At 52.6% G+C, this 15,629-nt stretch carries 12 protein-coding genes and 1 riboswitch; of the genes, 2 read left to right on the forward strand and 10 right to left on the reverse strand.

Annotation, left to right across the window (positions count from 1 at the left end):
* Positions 1-115: 115 nt before the first annotated feature.
* Both ACO0LI_RS21300 and ACO0LI_RS21305 read left to right on the forward strand, forming a co-directional pair.
* Entirely contained in the window at positions 116-1,996 is a 1,881-nt protein-coding gene (locus ACO0LI_RS21300; RefSeq protein WP_423035076.1) for an ATP-binding protein, read from the forward strand.
* 4 nt (positions 1,997-2,000) lie between these two features.
* Positions 2,001-3,347, forward strand: coding sequence for a sigma-54-dependent transcriptional regulator (locus tag ACO0LI_RS21305; RefSeq protein WP_423035078.1), 1,347 nt, complete (start codon positions 2,001-2,003; stop codon positions 3,345-3,347).
* Positions 3,348-3,368: 21 nt separating this feature from the next.
* Here the strand turns inward: ACO0LI_RS21305 and ACO0LI_RS21310 are convergent, their stop codons facing one another.
* The 10 genes from ACO0LI_RS21310 to ACO0LI_RS21355 form a co-directional block, all read right to left on the reverse strand.
* Positions 3,369-3,800, reverse strand: coding sequence for a chemotaxis protein CheW (locus tag ACO0LI_RS21310; RefSeq protein WP_422952003.1), 432 nt, complete (start codon positions 3,798-3,800; stop codon positions 3,369-3,371).
* 12 nt (positions 3,801-3,812) lie between these two features.
* Positions 3,813-4,283, reverse strand: a complete 471-nt coding sequence (locus ACO0LI_RS21315; protein WP_162061272.1) for a hypothetical protein — start codon at positions 4,281-4,283, stop codon at positions 3,813-3,815.
* 2 nt (positions 4,284-4,285) lie between these two features.
* The gene (locus tag ACO0LI_RS21320) at positions 4,286-8,278 is read right to left on the reverse strand and encodes a hybrid sensor histidine kinase/response regulator (RefSeq protein ID WP_423035080.1); all 3,993 of its coding nucleotides are present in this window, start codon (positions 8,276-8,278) and stop codon (positions 4,286-4,288) included.
* 70 nt (positions 8,279-8,348) lie between these two features.
* Positions 8,349-10,154: a methyl-accepting chemotaxis protein gene (locus ACO0LI_RS21325; RefSeq protein WP_423035082.1), complete on the reverse strand. Its 1,806-nt coding sequence runs from the start codon at positions 10,152-10,154 to the stop codon at positions 8,349-8,351.
* 101 nt (positions 10,155-10,255) lie between these two features.
* Positions 10,256-10,801, reverse strand: a complete 546-nt coding sequence (locus ACO0LI_RS21330) for a chemotaxis protein CheW (RefSeq protein WP_423035084.1) — start codon at positions 10,799-10,801, stop codon at positions 10,256-10,258.
* 41 nt (positions 10,802-10,842) lie between these two features.
* Positions 10,843-11,208, reverse strand: a complete 366-nt coding sequence (locus ACO0LI_RS21335; protein ID WP_422952007.1) for a response regulator — start codon at positions 11,206-11,208, stop codon at positions 10,843-10,845.
* A gap of 75 nt (positions 11,209-11,283) precedes the next feature.
* Positions 11,284-12,192, reverse strand: a complete 909-nt coding sequence (locus ACO0LI_RS21340; RefSeq protein WP_423035086.1) for a response regulator — start codon at positions 12,190-12,192, stop codon at positions 11,284-11,286.
* A 38-nt stretch (positions 12,193-12,230) separates the two neighbouring features.
* Positions 12,231-12,315: riboswitch (cyclic di-GMP riboswitch) on the reverse strand.
* Between the two features lie 180 nt (positions 12,316-12,495).
* Positions 12,496-13,224: a pyridoxine 5'-phosphate synthase gene (locus tag ACO0LI_RS21345; RefSeq protein ID WP_423035088.1), complete on the reverse strand. Its 729-nt coding sequence runs from the start codon at positions 13,222-13,224 to the stop codon at positions 12,496-12,498.
* Positions 13,221-13,391, reverse strand: a complete 171-nt coding sequence (locus tag ACO0LI_RS21350) for a hypothetical protein (RefSeq protein WP_423035090.1) — start codon at positions 13,389-13,391, stop codon at positions 13,221-13,223. The genes ACO0LI_RS21345 and ACO0LI_RS21350 overlap by 4 nt, the downstream gene beginning before the upstream one ends.
* 197 nt (positions 13,392-13,588) lie before the next feature.
* Positions 13,589-15,592 carry an acetyl/propionyl/methylcrotonyl-CoA carboxylase subunit alpha gene (locus ACO0LI_RS21355; protein WP_423035092.1) on the reverse strand — a complete coding sequence of 668 codons (2,004 nt, stop codon included), beginning with the start codon at positions 15,590-15,592 and terminating at the stop codon, positions 13,589-13,591.
* Positions 15,593-15,629: the final 37 nt, after the last annotated feature.

Consider the following 15,629-nt stretch of genomic DNA (forward strand, 5'->3'; position numbering starts at 1 on the left):
GATCTTTAATAAGCCCTTGTTTCTTAAGGAAATTTAATTTATGCCTCAGTAAAACTGTAAGCTTGCTATATAGTTGACTGAAATTTGCTATCAAGATGCTTAACAGCTACCGGCCATGAATGCCTACGGACTTTATTTTTTCTCGCTCGCCTTGCAGGGCGCCATCAGCCCCTTGCTGGCTATCTGGCTGTGGGTAAAGGCAGGACAACAGCCGGGCATGAAGGCGCTGGCGCTGTTTTGCGTGAGCATAGGCCTGTGGGCGACAGGCCAGTTGGCCATCAATCTGGGCGATGCCAGGATCAGTGAACTGGGCAAGATACTGGTCAATACCGGCCCTGTGAATGCCGTGTTCTTTTTGCATTTTGTATTACGCTTTTTGGGTCGTTTGCGGCCTGCACATATCATTGCCTGGTATGCAGCGGCTCTCACACTGATGCTGGGCATTGCCATCTTTGATATGGGCAGTCTCTTGCCCTGGCTGGAATTTCGGCGCTATTACGTATTTCCAGCCTGGGGCTGGATACCCGGCATTTTTGTCAGTGGCCTGAGCACCTGGGCCTATCTGCTGTTGCTGATGGCATGGCCTGCTGCAGCACCGAAGAAGCGCGGGCAAATTCTGGCGGTTTGCCTGGCCGGGGTCTGGGGCTCGGCCTCTACGCTGATGTTCTTGAATGCCTCGTTTGGCATAGACATCTTCCCCTACAGCGTGATCCTGCTGCCGTTCTATGCGGTCTTGCTGGTGCTCGGCATCTTGCGTTATGACATGATGGCAGTAAACCTGTGGGCCAACCGTTTCCTGGCCTGGCTGGCCCTGAGCGTGCTGACAGTCGCCATTGCAGGTCTGGTGTTGAGCCTGGTGGCGCAAACCGGCTTTAGTCCGCTGGCGGCCTTACCGTTGTGGCAGTTATGGCTTTTGGGTACAGGCATGCTGCTCATCATGCTGATACTGGAAAGACCGATGCGCAGCTTTATGGAAAAACTGGTTTTTCCCGGCGCGCATCTGGAAGCAGCCGTGCTCAGCAACTGGCGCATGCAGTTAGAGTCGGCGACGAACTGGCAGGAACTGAGCTCGGTTGCATCAGCGTTATTGGAAACCCATTTGCGCCAACCTATGCCTGTCTTGCTATTCCACGCTGGAGCACCAGACAGCCACACTGCTGAGCAAACCTGCGTCATCTGTTACCGGCAGCAGGCACAGTCTGCCCACGCAGAATGGCATTACGAATTGCGACACTGGGAGGGCGCGACCCCCAGTGTGCAAAAAGTGGGTGCAGTATTCGGTGCCCTGCTGGCCGCCGCCGCCGGGCGGCTTGACCAGTTGCTGCGCTATGCAGATCAAGAAAAACAGCGCCTGCAACAGGCACATCTGACGGAGCTGGGCGGGCTGGCTGCTACCGTTGCCCATGAATTGCGCAACCCCCTGAACATCATCAGTATGGCTGCCGTTTCCTGTCCTGCTGATGTACGAAATGACATACGCGAGCAGATAGAAAGAGCCGATCATCTGATACAGGATTTGCTCAGTTATTCCGGTGAGGTGCGCCTGAATTGCCAGCCTGTCGATATGGCAGAACTGATTGATAACATCATCGCGCAACTACGCCCTACTGCCATGGCGAATGGCGTACAAATCAGCAGCGATATCGAAGAGAATTTACGCGGCAATATAGACCGCATGCGTACTGAGCAAATTCTGAACAACCTGCTCAATAATGCACTGGCGATGTTGCGCGGCAGACCAGATGCGCGCATCCATATCGAAGCAACGACAGACAAACAGATGCTGAGACTGCGCATCTGCGATAACGGCCCCGGCATACCGGCAGAACAAAAAGCCGATTTGTTCCAGGCTTTCAAGAGCCGCCGCCCAGGTGGTACTGGCCTGGGCCTGGCGATAGTGCGCAGGCTGGTGGAGGCGCATGGCGGCAGCGTTGCGCTGATCACTTGTCCCGGCTGGAATTGCTGTTTTGAATTTTATTTACCCACATCACCATGACACCATGAGCATGCAAACTATTTTACTGGTCGATGATGAGCCAGCCTTTCAACGCCTGTGTGGCAACTGGCTGGCCAGCCTCGGTTATGTCGTCAAGGTCGCGGCCACGGCAGAACAGGTACATGCCCTGCTGGCGGAGAACAGCTTTGATCTGGTCTTGCTGGACCTGGCCTTGCCACCTAGTTTCACACCCGATGAGGGTCTGGCGCTATTGCCAGCATTCGCCCCTGTACCCGTGGTCGTCATGACTGGTCATGCAGACCGTGAACTGGCGCTGCGTGCCATCAGTCTTGGAGCCTGGGATTTTTTACCCAAGCCGCTTGATCCCGACATCTTGCGCGTCGTGGTTGACCGCGCGCTCAACAAAAGCCGACTGGAACGAGAACTTGCCGTATGGCGCGCCCGCGCCCTGCCAGACGACAACAGCATGGGCCTGATAGGCATCAGTGCTGAACTGGCAGAATTGCGCTCGCTGATACGCCGCATTGCGCCTACCGATGTACCAGTCATGATTACTGGCCCCAGTGGTACTGGCAAGGAACTGGTGGCACGCGCCCTGCATGCCCAGGGCAAACGCGCAGGCAAAGCATTTATTGCGGTGCATTGCGGTGCCATACCTGCAGAATTATTCGAGAGTGAACTATTTGGTCACTGCAAAGGCAGTTTCACCGGTGCCGACCGTGACCGCAAAGGGCTTATTGCCGCTGCCGATGGCGGCACGCTATTCCTTGATGAAGTAGGTGAAATGCCTCTGCCCATGCAAGTCAAGCTATTGCGCTTCTTGCAGTCTGGCAGTTTCTTTCCGATAGGTGCACGCGCTGAGTTGCGTGTCGATGTGCGCATAGTCGCGGCGACTAACCGTGATCTGGCAGTCATGGTCGAAGAAAAAAGCTTCAGGGATGATTTGTATTACCGCCTTAAAGGCATACAGATGCGCACTCTGGCACTGGCAGACCGGGCTGAAGACATCGCCCTGATAGCCCAGGCAATTGCAGCCAGATCAACACCGCCAAAACGCCTGACGGCTGCAGCGCAAGAGTGGCTGGTATCCCATGCCTGGCCCGGCAATGTCAGGGAATTGCAGCATTGTCTGCAAACTGCGATGGCACTGGCTGGCGAGATGAACGAGATCGTAGTAGATGATCTGGCACTGGCTTGCGGTGAAGTTGCAAGCGATGCGCCTGTAGTGGATACCGGTTTACTGGAGGAACAGGTGGCGGCTCTGGAAAAGCGCCTCATCGTCGGCGCGCTGAATGACAACCAGCACAACCATACGCATGCAGCAAAACAACTGGGTATATCCCGTGTAGGCTTGCTGAACAAGATGCGCAGATATGGCTTGCGTGAGTAAGCAACGCATGCTTACTCAGCTCTAATGCGTGGCAGAAAAGAGGCGGCTCAAATCCAGCACAGGTATGCTTTGCCCCTGCTGCTCAAAACAGGAAATCGCCATATCTTCCCAGCCTGCTTCATCGAGGCTGCTGGCCTGCTTATCATCAACCAGCACACGCACAGGTGGGGCCGCCAGATGGATGGCACCCAGGCCTGCCGTATTGCTGACAGCATCATGAAATGCCACCAGAGCGAGGATATTGCCTGTGCAGGCACGACCACCGAGGCGTACAGGGAGTTGCATGACAGGCACGGCACGTTTTTGCCAGAAGATGATCTCCCGCATATACGCGGGCGCGAGAGGCACCTCAAAGCTATCCTGCGCATCCATGATTTGTATGAGTTCACGCTGGCCTATTGCGACTTGCCTGCCATCGCCTACGTCCAGTAACCAGGCATTTGCACTAGACATATTTGCGCTCCACTAATGAGTAGCAGTGATTTGTGCGAAGGCACCATACTGCATTAAATGCCGCGCATCGCTGAGACAGGCCAGGCCATTTTCAAATGGCATGACAGCCTGCACTGGCGTGTAGCCGGCACGCATAGCAACAGGCAAGGCATAGTCGCTGCCGGATTGCTGATTGAGTACCCTGACATCATCACACAGCAAGCCCAGAAAACCCTTGCCGGTAGCCAGCATGACACAGGCGCGGCGTGCTGCAGGTATCTTGTCCAGGGTCTGCAATTCACCATTCAGGCTCAATACTGGCCAGCTTTGTCCCAGGTAAGCGATGCGCCCTATGGCAGGCGCGACAGCATCCTGGCTGACCAGATCAACAACAGATTCCACTGCACAGACATCACCCTGCGGCAGCATGAGCTGCATATTATCAATCCGCAGCAACAGACGGTTGCGTATTTCTGTACTCATCCCCGGCATCATCGCTCCCATGATCAGGCTCCTGTCAGGCGGTTAATATGCTGCAGCAAGGCATCTTCACTGAAGGGTTTGACGAGGTAGGCATCCACCCCGGCGGCATCGCCCTGCTGCCTGTGTTTTTGGGTAGAGCGTGAAGTGATCATGATGATGGGAATACGCTTGTCGAGCTTGCGGGCGCGTACATGGCTGGTCAGTTCCAGGCCATTCATGCGCGGCATTTCCATATCCACCAAAATCACGTCGGGCAGCACTTCATCGAGTATGGCAACCGCATCCAGACCATCAATGGCAGTACGCACTTCATAACCGGCATCGCGCATGATTTGGGCAGTGGCACGGCGGGCTGACAATGAATCATCGACCACCAGCGCGGTACGCACATGTGTTGCTTGCGAATCTGCCTGCGACGGCAAACCAGCATGGGCATCATCGATATTGATGTACTGCTGGGTCGATGCGCGCAATAATTCCGGCAGATCGATAACGGGTGCAACGCTACCGTCACCGAGGATGACCGCACCTATCGTGCCCTGGATTCTTGGTACATAGCGGCCAAATTTCTTGACCACGACTTCACGGCCATCAACCAGTTCCTGCACTTGTATTGCGCAGGTTGAGCCGGTATCGGTGCTGACCAGCAAGACCGGGTAGCCATAGCTGCGCGCCTCCTTGCGATGGTCTTGCATGCCCAGCAAACTATCGAGCTTCAGCAATTTATGCACTGCATCACCAACTCGATAGACAGGCTGGTCAGCCAAGGTATCAATTTGTGCATCAGTGATGTAATGGATATCAATAATACGACGGCTGGAAATCGCCATCATGTGACCAGCCACGCGCGCCATCAGGGTATGCTCAGACAAAAGGCTGGCAGGCAGGCGCAATTCCACCACCAGACCCTGGCCAGCGACTGAGCGCAAATTCAACGAGCCTTTCATTTCCAGTATGCGTGCATGCACCATGTCCATACCTATACCACGGCCAGAAGTCTGGGTGCTGCTGTCACGGGTAGAAAAACCTGGTACCAGAATCAGCCTGGCCAGTTCTTCTTCAGACAAGATACGCTCGGCACTGATCATTTTTCGCTTCAAGGCGGTACGGCGTATCGCCGCATAATCCAGGCCTGCACCATCGTCTTTGCAACGCACGACGATGGAGTTACCTTCACGGGCAAAGCTCAGTTCTATCAGGCCATCTGCCGGTTTATTCGCGGCCAGCCTGCTGGCAAGTGTCTCTATGCCATGATCGACCGCATTGCGCAGGATATGCATCAGCGGGTCTGTCAGGTCATTGAGCATATTGCTATCGATATTGGTGTTCGCACCCAGGATATTCAGGTTGACCTGTTTATCAAGCAAGCGACAAGTCTGGCGCACACTGCGTTGCAGGCGCGAGACGATAGTCGTGACCGGCACCAGCCGCGTGCGTATCACGGCATGCTGGTTTTCGATTTGCAGGCGGCGCTGCACTTCCAGCAATTCCGCCAGGCCATGCAATTGTTCGTCGATATGGCTGGACATCTCGAAAGCATCGGTGCGTGCCTCTACCAGTTGTGCGGTGATGGTATGCAGCTCGCTATAGCGTTCAAATTCCAGTGGATCAAAGTCGCCATCGGTAGTACTGATGCTGGCCTTTTTCTGCGGGCTGCTCATGCCGCGCACATCAACCAGGGTTTCAAGGTCAGCGATCAATTTCTGGAACAGGACATCGTGTCTTTGTATGGCCTTCGATTGTTTTTGCGTCTGTTTCAATTGTTCCTGGATTTGCGCATTCGAGATAACATTTTCTCCTGCGAGGCGCAACAGTTCATCCACCACTTTCGCAGGCACACGCAACATCGGTTCAGCCGCATGTGAACCAGGTTCGACCAGGTCAAGTACAGCGCCAGAAGATTGCGGGACCGGGGTATTTGCAACAGGCGCAACGACTGCTACAGCTTCGTTGCGGGCAACAAATTCACCACTGTGCATGTAAGCGACATAGTCGCAAATCTGTTGCAGCAGCTGTTGCGACTGTGCCGGTGCTGTACCGCCATCGACCACAGCCTCACCCATGGCTTCGAGACAATCACCGGCCTCGGTCAGCAATTCTGCAAGTGCATTGTCAGGCAGGCTTTGTTTATCAGTGAGGGCAATCAGCAAATCTTCCAGATGATGGGTCAGGTTGGCAATGCCCGCAATACCCACGGTGTTGGCAGCGCCCTTCAGCGTATGCGCGGCACGCTTGGCTTGTTCTATGTCCTGCATATTGCCAGCACCATTTGAGAATCTTTCTATGGCGCTGGTGAAATTACCTACCTGCACAGGCAGTTCCTGCAAGAGACCATCGAATAATTCTGTATTCAGATCATCTGGCAGTTGTATCGAGACATCGCTCTCAGTGATGGCAATCGCAGCAGCTTCAGCATCATGATGGTCTGCTATCAGATTGATATTGATGAGTTCGGCGAACAGCGATTCATTGCCATCCATGACCGTGGCCTGCGACCAGCAAGAGTCCATCAACAATGACAATAATTCCAGTGCGGCTATTTCTTCTTTGGGTGCCAGCAGGTAGTTATTCAAACTGGCTGGCAGTGTTGCCAGCAGGCTGGACTGCTGCGCATCCAGTGCCAGGTTTTGTGCGGCCACCAGGCCAGCAAGCAAGGACAAAAATTGTTGCAGGGCAGTCAGACCTATGGATTCTGAAGTAGAGGCAATGCGCAGCAAGGCTTCAACATAGTTTTGCAATGCCAGGCCACGCTGTTCTTCATCATCACCAGCCGCGATCACTGCCGCCAGGTCTTCTGCCAGCATGCCACTCATCAATCTGAATTCCCTGGCAAACAGGGTCAGCATATCGCTGCTGATTTCTTGTGCGGCAGCACTGGTCTGCGTACCACCCGCATCTATGCCTGCATGCGCAATTTCTTCTACAGCCTCTTCTGTGTGCTCAGCTATGCCTGCATCAGCAGCTTCGTCCGCGCTGTAGTTTGCACTATTATCACTCTCTTGCAACTCAGTGTAGGTGGCACCGCTTACTGCTTCTTGCCTGTTCCATGCCGGGTCATACACAACATCGAGCAGACTGGCTGCGATTTCCGGATTTTCAGCATCAGCAATGCTATCCATGAGCATCAGCGGGAAGCGCTGCAGCAGGCCCAGTTCGGTTTCATTGACGGCATCTGCATCTGCGGATCTCATGATGACAACATCAGCAAAAGCCTGGCAGGCATCTGCCACGACATGCAGATTCAACTGACTTGCGCAACTGGAAAAACCCAGCAACTGCGCCGCATAAGCTTGCAGGATAGCTGCATCATTGTCACCACCCTGGGCAAAGTGTTCATCCGCTGCCAGGCTCATGATGAGAGCGTCCAGCGCTTCATGTAATGCTGAAGTTGATGTATCTGCTGTATTTGCTATATCTACGGATACCTGGGATGTTTCTGGCTCAGTGATTTCTGCAGTTTCAGCTTGGGCAGTTTGTGCAGTGTGTGCATCTGTTTGATTCAATAAAGCGATCTCTGCCGTGGCTGGTGCGGGTACCAGGAACAAAGGGGGAGGCTCTTCCACTTCAGCTACTGGCGTCAGCGGATCACTATTCAGCAATTGCCTGAGCTCACAGGAATCACCAAGGCTCAAAGGAATAGGCCAGCTGGCTGTCGAAAGATGGTCTATCAGGGTTTCTATATTCTTGTCGCCATGATTCAGTGCATGGCTGGCCAGCAAATCTGGCCATTCGCTGAGCAGGTGATATTCTTCATCCGTGAGGCGACGGTTCTGGTTATACAGGCTGATGAGATTGCGTTCTATCAGCGCGCATACCCAGTGCAGACCGGGCATGTCAGCAGCACTGGCTGCCGCACGTATGCGGCGCAATTGCTCGATATAACAAGCCAGCGCACGGGTGACTACCGCGACATCCGTTGAGTGAGTGGCATCGGTCTCCAGCGCGTTGAATACCTCATCAAGGGCACCGAGGACGACATGGCTGAAATCTGTAGCCTGGTTTTCTAGCTGTTCCATACTGCCTCAGACGGGTAAGTTGGAAAGAGAGAAACCTGCGCAAAGCCTTGCGCAGGTTTGAGTGGTGATATCAGGCTGCCAGTTTGAAGACGCGTACGGTGGACAACAGCATTCTTGCGTATTCCACCAGGTTGGTGGTTTGCGCAGATTGTTCATCAAGTTGCAAACTGGTTTCCTGATTGGTTTTCTTGATTTGTATCGCTCTGTCCAGCAACTCCTGGCTGGCTTTGGCCTGACCATGGGATTTGATGGCAATCTGCTGTACTGATTCCACCAGCTCAGTGGTCGCATTTTGCGTCGCCTGCATTTGCAGACCGGCCTGTTCTGCCAGCCGGCTACCTTCTACCACCTGGGCAATTGCCGAGTTCATGGTGTTGACCGTATCTGAGGTTTCCAGCTGGATGTTATTGACCAGGCCAGAAATTTGCAGCGTCGCTTGCCTCGCATTTTCTGCCAGCCTTTGCACCTCATCCGCAACCACCGCAAAACCACGACCAGCTTCACCGGCGGATGCCGCATGCATACTCGCATTCAGCGCCAGGATGTGGGTACGTTCTGCAATCGCATTAATCAGACCGACCACGCCGGAAATTTCTTGTGAACGTTCACCCAAGCGTTTAATCCGTTTTTCTGTTTCACGTATGATGTCGCGGGTACTGTTAATACCACCGACCGTGCTGTTCACCGTATCCATCGCCAGTTGGGTTGAGCGTATCGCATTATCAGCAGCGCGGTTGCAGGTTTGTGCCAGGTCGGCAATATTGCGCATTTCTTCAGAAGCGGTCGATAATGAAACAGTAGTATGTTCCACTTCCAGCCTTTCTTCTGCTGCCGCAGCCATCACATTATCGGACTGGGCTTTCACTTTCAGCGTGGCCTCGGTCACGTCGGCAGAAATATTACTTACATCACGCAGCACTTTGGCCGTTTCACTGGTCAGCATGTTCAAGGCATCAGATACCGCACCTGTCACATCGGCAGATACCGGTACTTTGACAGTCAAATCTCTGCTCGCGAGTTGCGCCACTGCCTGCAACAAAACCAGTACGGATTCATTGAGTTTTTCATTTTCATCTTCAATGGATTTGCGGCTGGCTTCACGTTCATCCACCATCCTGTCGAACTGGCGTGAGAGTTTGCCAATTTCGTCCGGTTGAGTGCTGCGCGCCCTGACGCTGGCATCACCCTGTGTCAGCTTCTGCATAACGCCAATCAGATGCGATACCGGTTTGGTAATACTGCGCGTCATCCAGTAGGCAACACCTGCTGCCAGCAAGATGGACAAGGCTGCCACCAAAGCCAGGATGTTTTTCGCACTGACATAAGTGCTATCGGCGGCGGCACCATCCTTATTCACCAATTTTGTTTGGTAGTCGATGAGATTATCCATCGAAGAAAACCATTTCTCCTGATCGGCTTGCAGGTTGCCAAGCAACCAGGCTGTGGCTTCCGTCTTTTTACCTTCAGTCGCCAGACGCAGGAATTCCCTTTGTGAAGCGCCGTATTTATTACGTGCTTCGGTCGCTGTCTGGAAGATGCCTTTTTCTTCTTCACTGGTAATCAGTTTTTCAAAACCGGCGATGTTTTCATCCTGGTTTTGCCTGCGAGACAAAATCAGTTGCTGTTCTTTTTCCACTGCCGATTGATCGTTCAGGAGCAGCATATTACGCATGGAACGCGCATTGGCATTAACGTTACCAAGCATCTTGTAGGCAAGCACAACTTTAGGGTAGCTACCATCCACAATGCGGTGGGTACCGTCATTGATGCTCTTCAGGTTGGACATCGCCAGCCAGGCCGTTACCGCCAACAGCAGCAACACCGCTGTAAATCCCAGACTGAGCCGGATACCAATATTCGGAGTACGTAATTTCATTTTGCTCTCCACAAGAAAAACATCGAAGACTACTTGGTCAAATCAATAGCAGGGGATCAGCCGATTCCAGTTTTTAGTTCTATGCTTTTTAGTTCTGTGCTCTATACACTGCGGCTGAGTTTTTCAAAAAAACTTTCATGATTGAAGTCCAGCCAGACTTTGTCATCCTTGACAAAGGCAGCTGGCACATGGGCTTCCAGCGTGGCAGGCAATTGCGGCATCTGGGTAATGGTGCGCAATTCGGTCAGTGGCTGCGGATAACTGTCTATCAGCATGCCAACGGCATTTTCTGCCTTGTCCAGTATCAAAAACAATTTCGAGGCGGTGACTTCTGACCTGCGGCCACTGAGTACCAGGCCCAGGTCAAAGATGGGTACCAGGTTGCCGCGCAGATTGATCAGGCCAAGCAAGAAGGCTGCTGCACCAGGCAAGGGAGCAAGTGCCTGTGGTCTTATCACTTCACTCCCTACCTCGGCCCTGATCAGCAAATTCAAAGAATTTACGCGGTAGCCATAACGCTTTCTTTCGACTAGTGGTGCCACATCACTCCACAGCAAGTCGCCAGGTGGAGTGAAGCGCTCAAGGGCAACACTGGGTGGCAGCCATTCTTTGGACTGTCCGGCATTGCTGGAAGTGACTAAGCTCATGACCGCCCCCGCAGATGGGTGATGCGTTACAAAATTTAAAATCAGGCAGCGATTTTGAGTTGATCAATAATCTGGTCAGCTGTATAAGGCTTGGCGACATAGCCTTTAGCACCTTGCAACTGCCCCCAGATCTTGTCGGCTTTTTGCGATTTGCTGCTGACAAAAATAATAGGGATGTCTTTGGTTGCCGGATCTTGCGTCAGGCTACGGCAGGCTTCATAGCCATCCATTTCTGGCATGACGATGTCGAGGAAAATAATCGAAGGTTTTTCGGCCTTGGCTTTTTCCAGCGTGTCCTTGCCGCTGGATGCAGTGACCACCACATAACCGGCATCAGTCAATATGCTTTTGATGTTGGCCAGTTCAGTCGTGGAATCGTCAACAACGAGTGCTTTTTTCATACCCATGATGTACTCCCGAGATGTGTAAGTGAAACGCTCTGATCCCCAGAGCCAAGGTAAAAATATTGGGCTGATCTGGTTTCAGGTACCCATCGCCAGGCCGTGATTCTTTTCCATTTCAGGCGCTGTCTCAGTTGCACTCAGGCTCTTTTCGACGACGGCACGGAACTTCAGGTGTTCTACAGGCTTGGTCAGATAACTGCTGCATCCAGACAGCGAGCCACGGATACGGTCAAACGGAGAGGATTTGCTGGTCAGCATGACCACGGGTGTGCGTTTGGTTTGTGGATGGCGGCGTATGATCTTGCAGATTTCATAGCCATCAGCACCAGGCATGACGATGTCGAGGAAGATGATGTCGTAGTTTTTCTTTTCCAGCATCTGCAAGGCTTGCTCGCCAGTCTCAGCGCAGTCAGAAGCGATCTTCATCGAGCGCAATTCCAGGTCTATCTTGATTCTTGCAGTAGGGCTGTCATCCACGATCAGGGCACGGTGACCACCCTGCAAAACCGAGTTTGAAGGATTTTTTTGCAGCAGGGGCTGCACAATAGCTGCTTTGTCCATTTCTGCCTTCTGAGCAACTGCTGCACTGAGTGGAAATGCTGTTTGTAAAACTTTTTCCAGTTCATCTGCTACCTGATCCAGCAAGGCCAGCATCTTGGTTGGAACCAGAGGATGCAGTAAATGATATTTGCCTGGATGTGCTTTGCCTGCATTGGAAATGAATACCGTTGCAGGTTCGGGAATATTGTGTGTTGCTATAAGCTCCTGTAAAGCTGCCCTGGCCTGGCTATTATCCGGATCGAGTATGACGATATCAGGGTCAGCAGCCTGACTGGCATCGCACAAGGCATAGGAATGCCTGCGTCCGCTCGCCATGGTCAAGCTAAGCACGCTGCGCACCAGACGCAATTCATACTCAGACAAACCGAATACACTAATCAGAATTTTTTTAGAAGCGCCGGGAAGCGCCGTAGAAATGCTATTCATGAGCACATGCCTCTTAACGAAAAACCGCCAATGCGGAATACGGTACCTGGCTACCCTGCCGTGTTTAGCGAGGGCCCTGTAGTTTTGCGTCCCACGCTTTCGGGTGGTTTGCCTTTAAACACCAACACCAACAACAACGCTGATATTCTCTCTATCGATTATCTCTTGAGCATAGAGAGGAACATCAACCACAGTGCTTCATGCGAAGCACCGTTACCCCAATGTAGTTCAAGAATTTGAAGGCTACAAGGAAAAAGTTAACATTTTTTTGCTTTTTCTTTTTTCATGCAAAAAATGCAAAATCTAGCCTTGCTGGCAAATTTTTGCGTATTTTGTGAGCACTTCAACAATGCCCTGTTCCAGGCATTCAACGATGACGGCATGGCCTATAGAGACTTCCAATATGCCGGGTATGGTCAGGAATCTGGCCAGGTTATCCAGGTTCAGATCATGCCCTGCGTTCACTCCCAGTCCAGCATCCTGGGCACGTTTGGCAGCAGCCACAAAGCCCTGGAAAATCTCTTCCCCCTTTGCCGTGCCAAAATGTTCGGCATAGGGTTCGGTATATAACTCGACCCGGTCGGCCCCCAGTTCTTTGGCCAGGTGCATGTCCTGGTTGTCATAATCAATAAACAGGCTGCTGCGTATACCCAGCGCCTTCAGTTCAGCCAGCGCGGGGCGTAAAAAGTCGGCATCCTTGCGCAAGTCCCAGCCATGGTCAGAAGTCAGCTGATCTGGCGCATCCGGCACCAACGTGCATTGCGCAGGCTTGTTGCGCTTCACGACTTCGAGAAAGTCTGACGCGGGATAACCTTCGACATTCAACTCCACACCACGCGCCTGGCACAGCAAGCCCAGGGTTTCGACATCAGAATAACGCGCATGCCTTTGATCCTGACGTGGATGCAGGGTAATGCCACGCGCACCGAGGTCCAGGCAGCGCGCAGCAAAGGCCTGCACATCAGGGTAATTACGGCCACGCGAATTGCGCAGCAAGGCGATTTTGTTGATGTTGATGGAGAGTGCGGTCATGGTAATTCCAAAGTCTGGGCAAGATAATAAAAAATCGCTTTTTGCAGATTTTTCTTGTTCAAGTATTCATGATGGACTTGCTTGGTGGTTTGTACAAGTAACACAGCGGGGTGATTTGTTGGTGTATCTGTTTTTCTATAACTAACATTCACCTGATGAAATGCCATTAAAACTCCCTCCCCTTCAAGGGGAGGGTTGGGGTGGGGATGGGTTTTGATTAATGAAACACTTAATTAATTTGCGAAAGAAACCCATCCCCATCCCGGCCTTCCCCTTGAAGGGGAAGGAGTGCATTCACATTTTTTTATACTGTAAAAAAGCCAGCACAACAGTGCTGGCTTTACGGTACCAACTCCAGGCAAGCCTACTGCTGGAAAGCCAGCAATTGCGCGCCTTCAGTAACCTGATCACCAATCGCATACAAGACTTCATCAATGACGCCATCATGCGGGGCAGAGATCGTATGCTCCATCTTCATGGCTTCCATGATCAGCAGGGCATCGCCCTTCTTCACTTCCTGTGCCTTGTTGACGAGCACAGCAACGATCTTGCCTGGCATGGGTGCGGTCAGGCGGCCAGTTTCAGCCTCGGCTTCACCAGCATGCGCCAGTGCATCAATGTAATGCAGGTCAGTATGCTTGCCTTGACTGAAGACATGGAAATGCTCACCATCGCGTACCACAGTAGCAGCCACGGTCTGGTCTGCAATCTTGATGACGATATCATTTTCATCGGCGAGTGCCAGCCTGACTTGCACTTTCGATTCACCTGCCTGCACTTGCCAGCCGTCAGACAGATAAGTCACTTGCACATCATGCGTTTGTTCTTCTTCCGTGAATTGCAGGCTACGTTGCATAAGGCTGTTCATGCGCCAGCCGTGGCTGGATTGCCATGGGTCGCTGCTGCTACCCTTTGTAGATTTTTCTGAATTCAACAGGGATACAACCGCCAGCGCCAGCGTAGTCAGATTCGCGGCTACCGGTGCTGGGAACAGTTCTGCCTGATTGCGTTCTATCAGGCCAGTATCCAGATCAGCGCCAGAAAAAGCTGTGCTGGTGACCAGGCGTGACAGGAAGGCGATATTGCTGTTCAGGCCGACGATCTGGTATTGCGCCAGGGCTTGCGCCATGCGGGCCAGCGCTTCTTTCCTGTCCTTGCCCCAGACTATCATCTTGGCAATCATGGGGTCATAGAAAGGCGAAATCGTATCGCCTTCACGCACGCCACTATCGATACGGAAAGCCGCCGGATCAGTCGCGCCACCTAGTTCAAAATTCACGGCAACAGGAGTACGCGCATGACGCAGAGTACCTATCGATGGCAGGAAACCTTTTTCTGGGTTTTCTGCATATACGCGTGCTTCAATCGCGTGACCATGGATCTGTAATTCATTTTGTTGCAGCGGCAGTTTTTCACCTGCAGCAACACGCAATTGCCATTCCACCAGATCAGTACCAGTGATCATTTCTGTCACCGGATGTTCAACCTGCAAACGGGTATTCATTTCCATGAAATAGAAAGAACCGTCCTGGTTGGCGATGAATTCCACCGTCCCCGCACCGACATAGCCCACTGCTTTTGCCGCAGCTACGGCAGCATCACCCATGGCTGCACGGCGTTCTGCCGTCATGCCGGGTGCAGGTGCTTCTTCCAACACTTTTTGATGGCGACGCTGTACCGAGCAATCACGTTCGAACAGGTAGACGCAATTGCCGTGGGTATCAGCAAACACCTGTATTTCTATATGACGTGGTCTTTGCAGATATTTTTCTGCCAGCACTTTGTCGTCACCAAAAGAATTGATGGCCTCACGCTTGCAGGATGCCAGCGCATCCTTGAAGTCAGCCGATTTTTCGATAACACGCATGCCCTTGCCACCACCACCGGCACTGGCTTTGAGCAAGACGGGGTAACCGATACGGTCAGCCTCGGTATGTAAAAAATCCGCATCCTGATTATCGCCATGGTAGCCCGGCACCAGCGGCACATTGGCTTTTTCCATCAGGGATTTCGCCGCAGACTTGCTGCCCATGGCTTCTATCGCCGATGCTGGCGGGCCGATGAACGCGATGCCATTTTTGGCACAGGCTTCAGCGAATTCACTGTTTTCTGACAGGAAGCCATAACCCGGATGTATCGCCTGCGCGCCCGTCGCCAATGCGACTTCTATGATCTTGTCGGCACGCAGATAACTCTCTTTGGCGGCAGCCGGGCCTATCAAGACTGCCTCATCACAAACCGCGACATGCTTGGCATTGGCATCGGCTTCGGAATACACAGCGACAGTCTTGATGCCCATGCGGCGTGCGGTAGCAGCAACACGGCAAGCAATTTCGCCACGGTTGGCGATAAGGATTTTGGTAAACATGTCTCTAACCTTTTGGGTGGATGTATCTACGATAATT

Source organism: Undibacterium sp. Tian12W, assembly GCF_049339405.1.
GTDB lineage: Bacteria > Pseudomonadota > Gammaproteobacteria > Burkholderiales > Burkholderiaceae_D > Undibacterium.

Coding starts and splice junctions, on each gene's coding strand:
- ACO0LI_RS21300 (WP_423035076.1), top strand. CDS start 116: ATGAATGCCTACGGACTTTATTTTTTCTCGCTCGCCTTGCAGGGCGCC.
- ACO0LI_RS21305 (WP_423035078.1), top strand. CDS start 2,001: ATGAGCATGCAAACTATTTTACTGGTCGATGATGAGCCAGCCTTTCAA.
- ACO0LI_RS21310 (WP_422952003.1), bottom strand. CDS start 3,800: ATGTCTAGTGCAAATGCCTGGTTACTGGACGTAGGCGATGGCAGGCAA.
- ACO0LI_RS21315 (WP_162061272.1), bottom strand. CDS start 4,283: ATGGGAGCGATGATGCCGGGGATGAGTACAGAAATACGCAACCGTCTG.
- ACO0LI_RS21320 (WP_423035080.1), bottom strand. CDS start 8,278: ATGGAACAGCTAGAAAACCAGGCTACAGATTTCAGCCATGTCGTCCTC.
- ACO0LI_RS21325 (WP_423035082.1), bottom strand. CDS start 10,154: ATGAAATTACGTACTCCGAATATTGGTATCCGGCTCAGTCTGGGATTT.
- ACO0LI_RS21330 (WP_423035084.1), bottom strand. CDS start 10,801: ATGAGCTTAGTCACTTCCAGCAATGCCGGACAGTCCAAAGAATGGCTG.
- ACO0LI_RS21335 (WP_422952007.1), bottom strand. CDS start 11,208: ATGGGTATGAAAAAAGCACTCGTTGTTGACGATTCCACGACTGAACTG.
- ACO0LI_RS21340 (WP_423035086.1), bottom strand. CDS start 12,192: ATGAATAGCATTTCTACGGCGCTTCCCGGCGCTTCTAAAAAAATTCTG.
- ACO0LI_RS21345 (WP_423035088.1), bottom strand. CDS start 13,224: ATGACCGCACTCTCCATCAACATCAACAAAATCGCCTTGCTGCGCAAT.
- ACO0LI_RS21350 (WP_423035090.1), bottom strand. CDS start 13,391: ATGGCATTTCATCAGGTGAATGTTAGTTATAGAAAAACAGATACACCA.
- ACO0LI_RS21355 (WP_423035092.1), bottom strand. CDS start 15,592: ATGTTTACCAAAATCCTTATCGCCAACCGTGGCGAAATTGCTTGCCGT.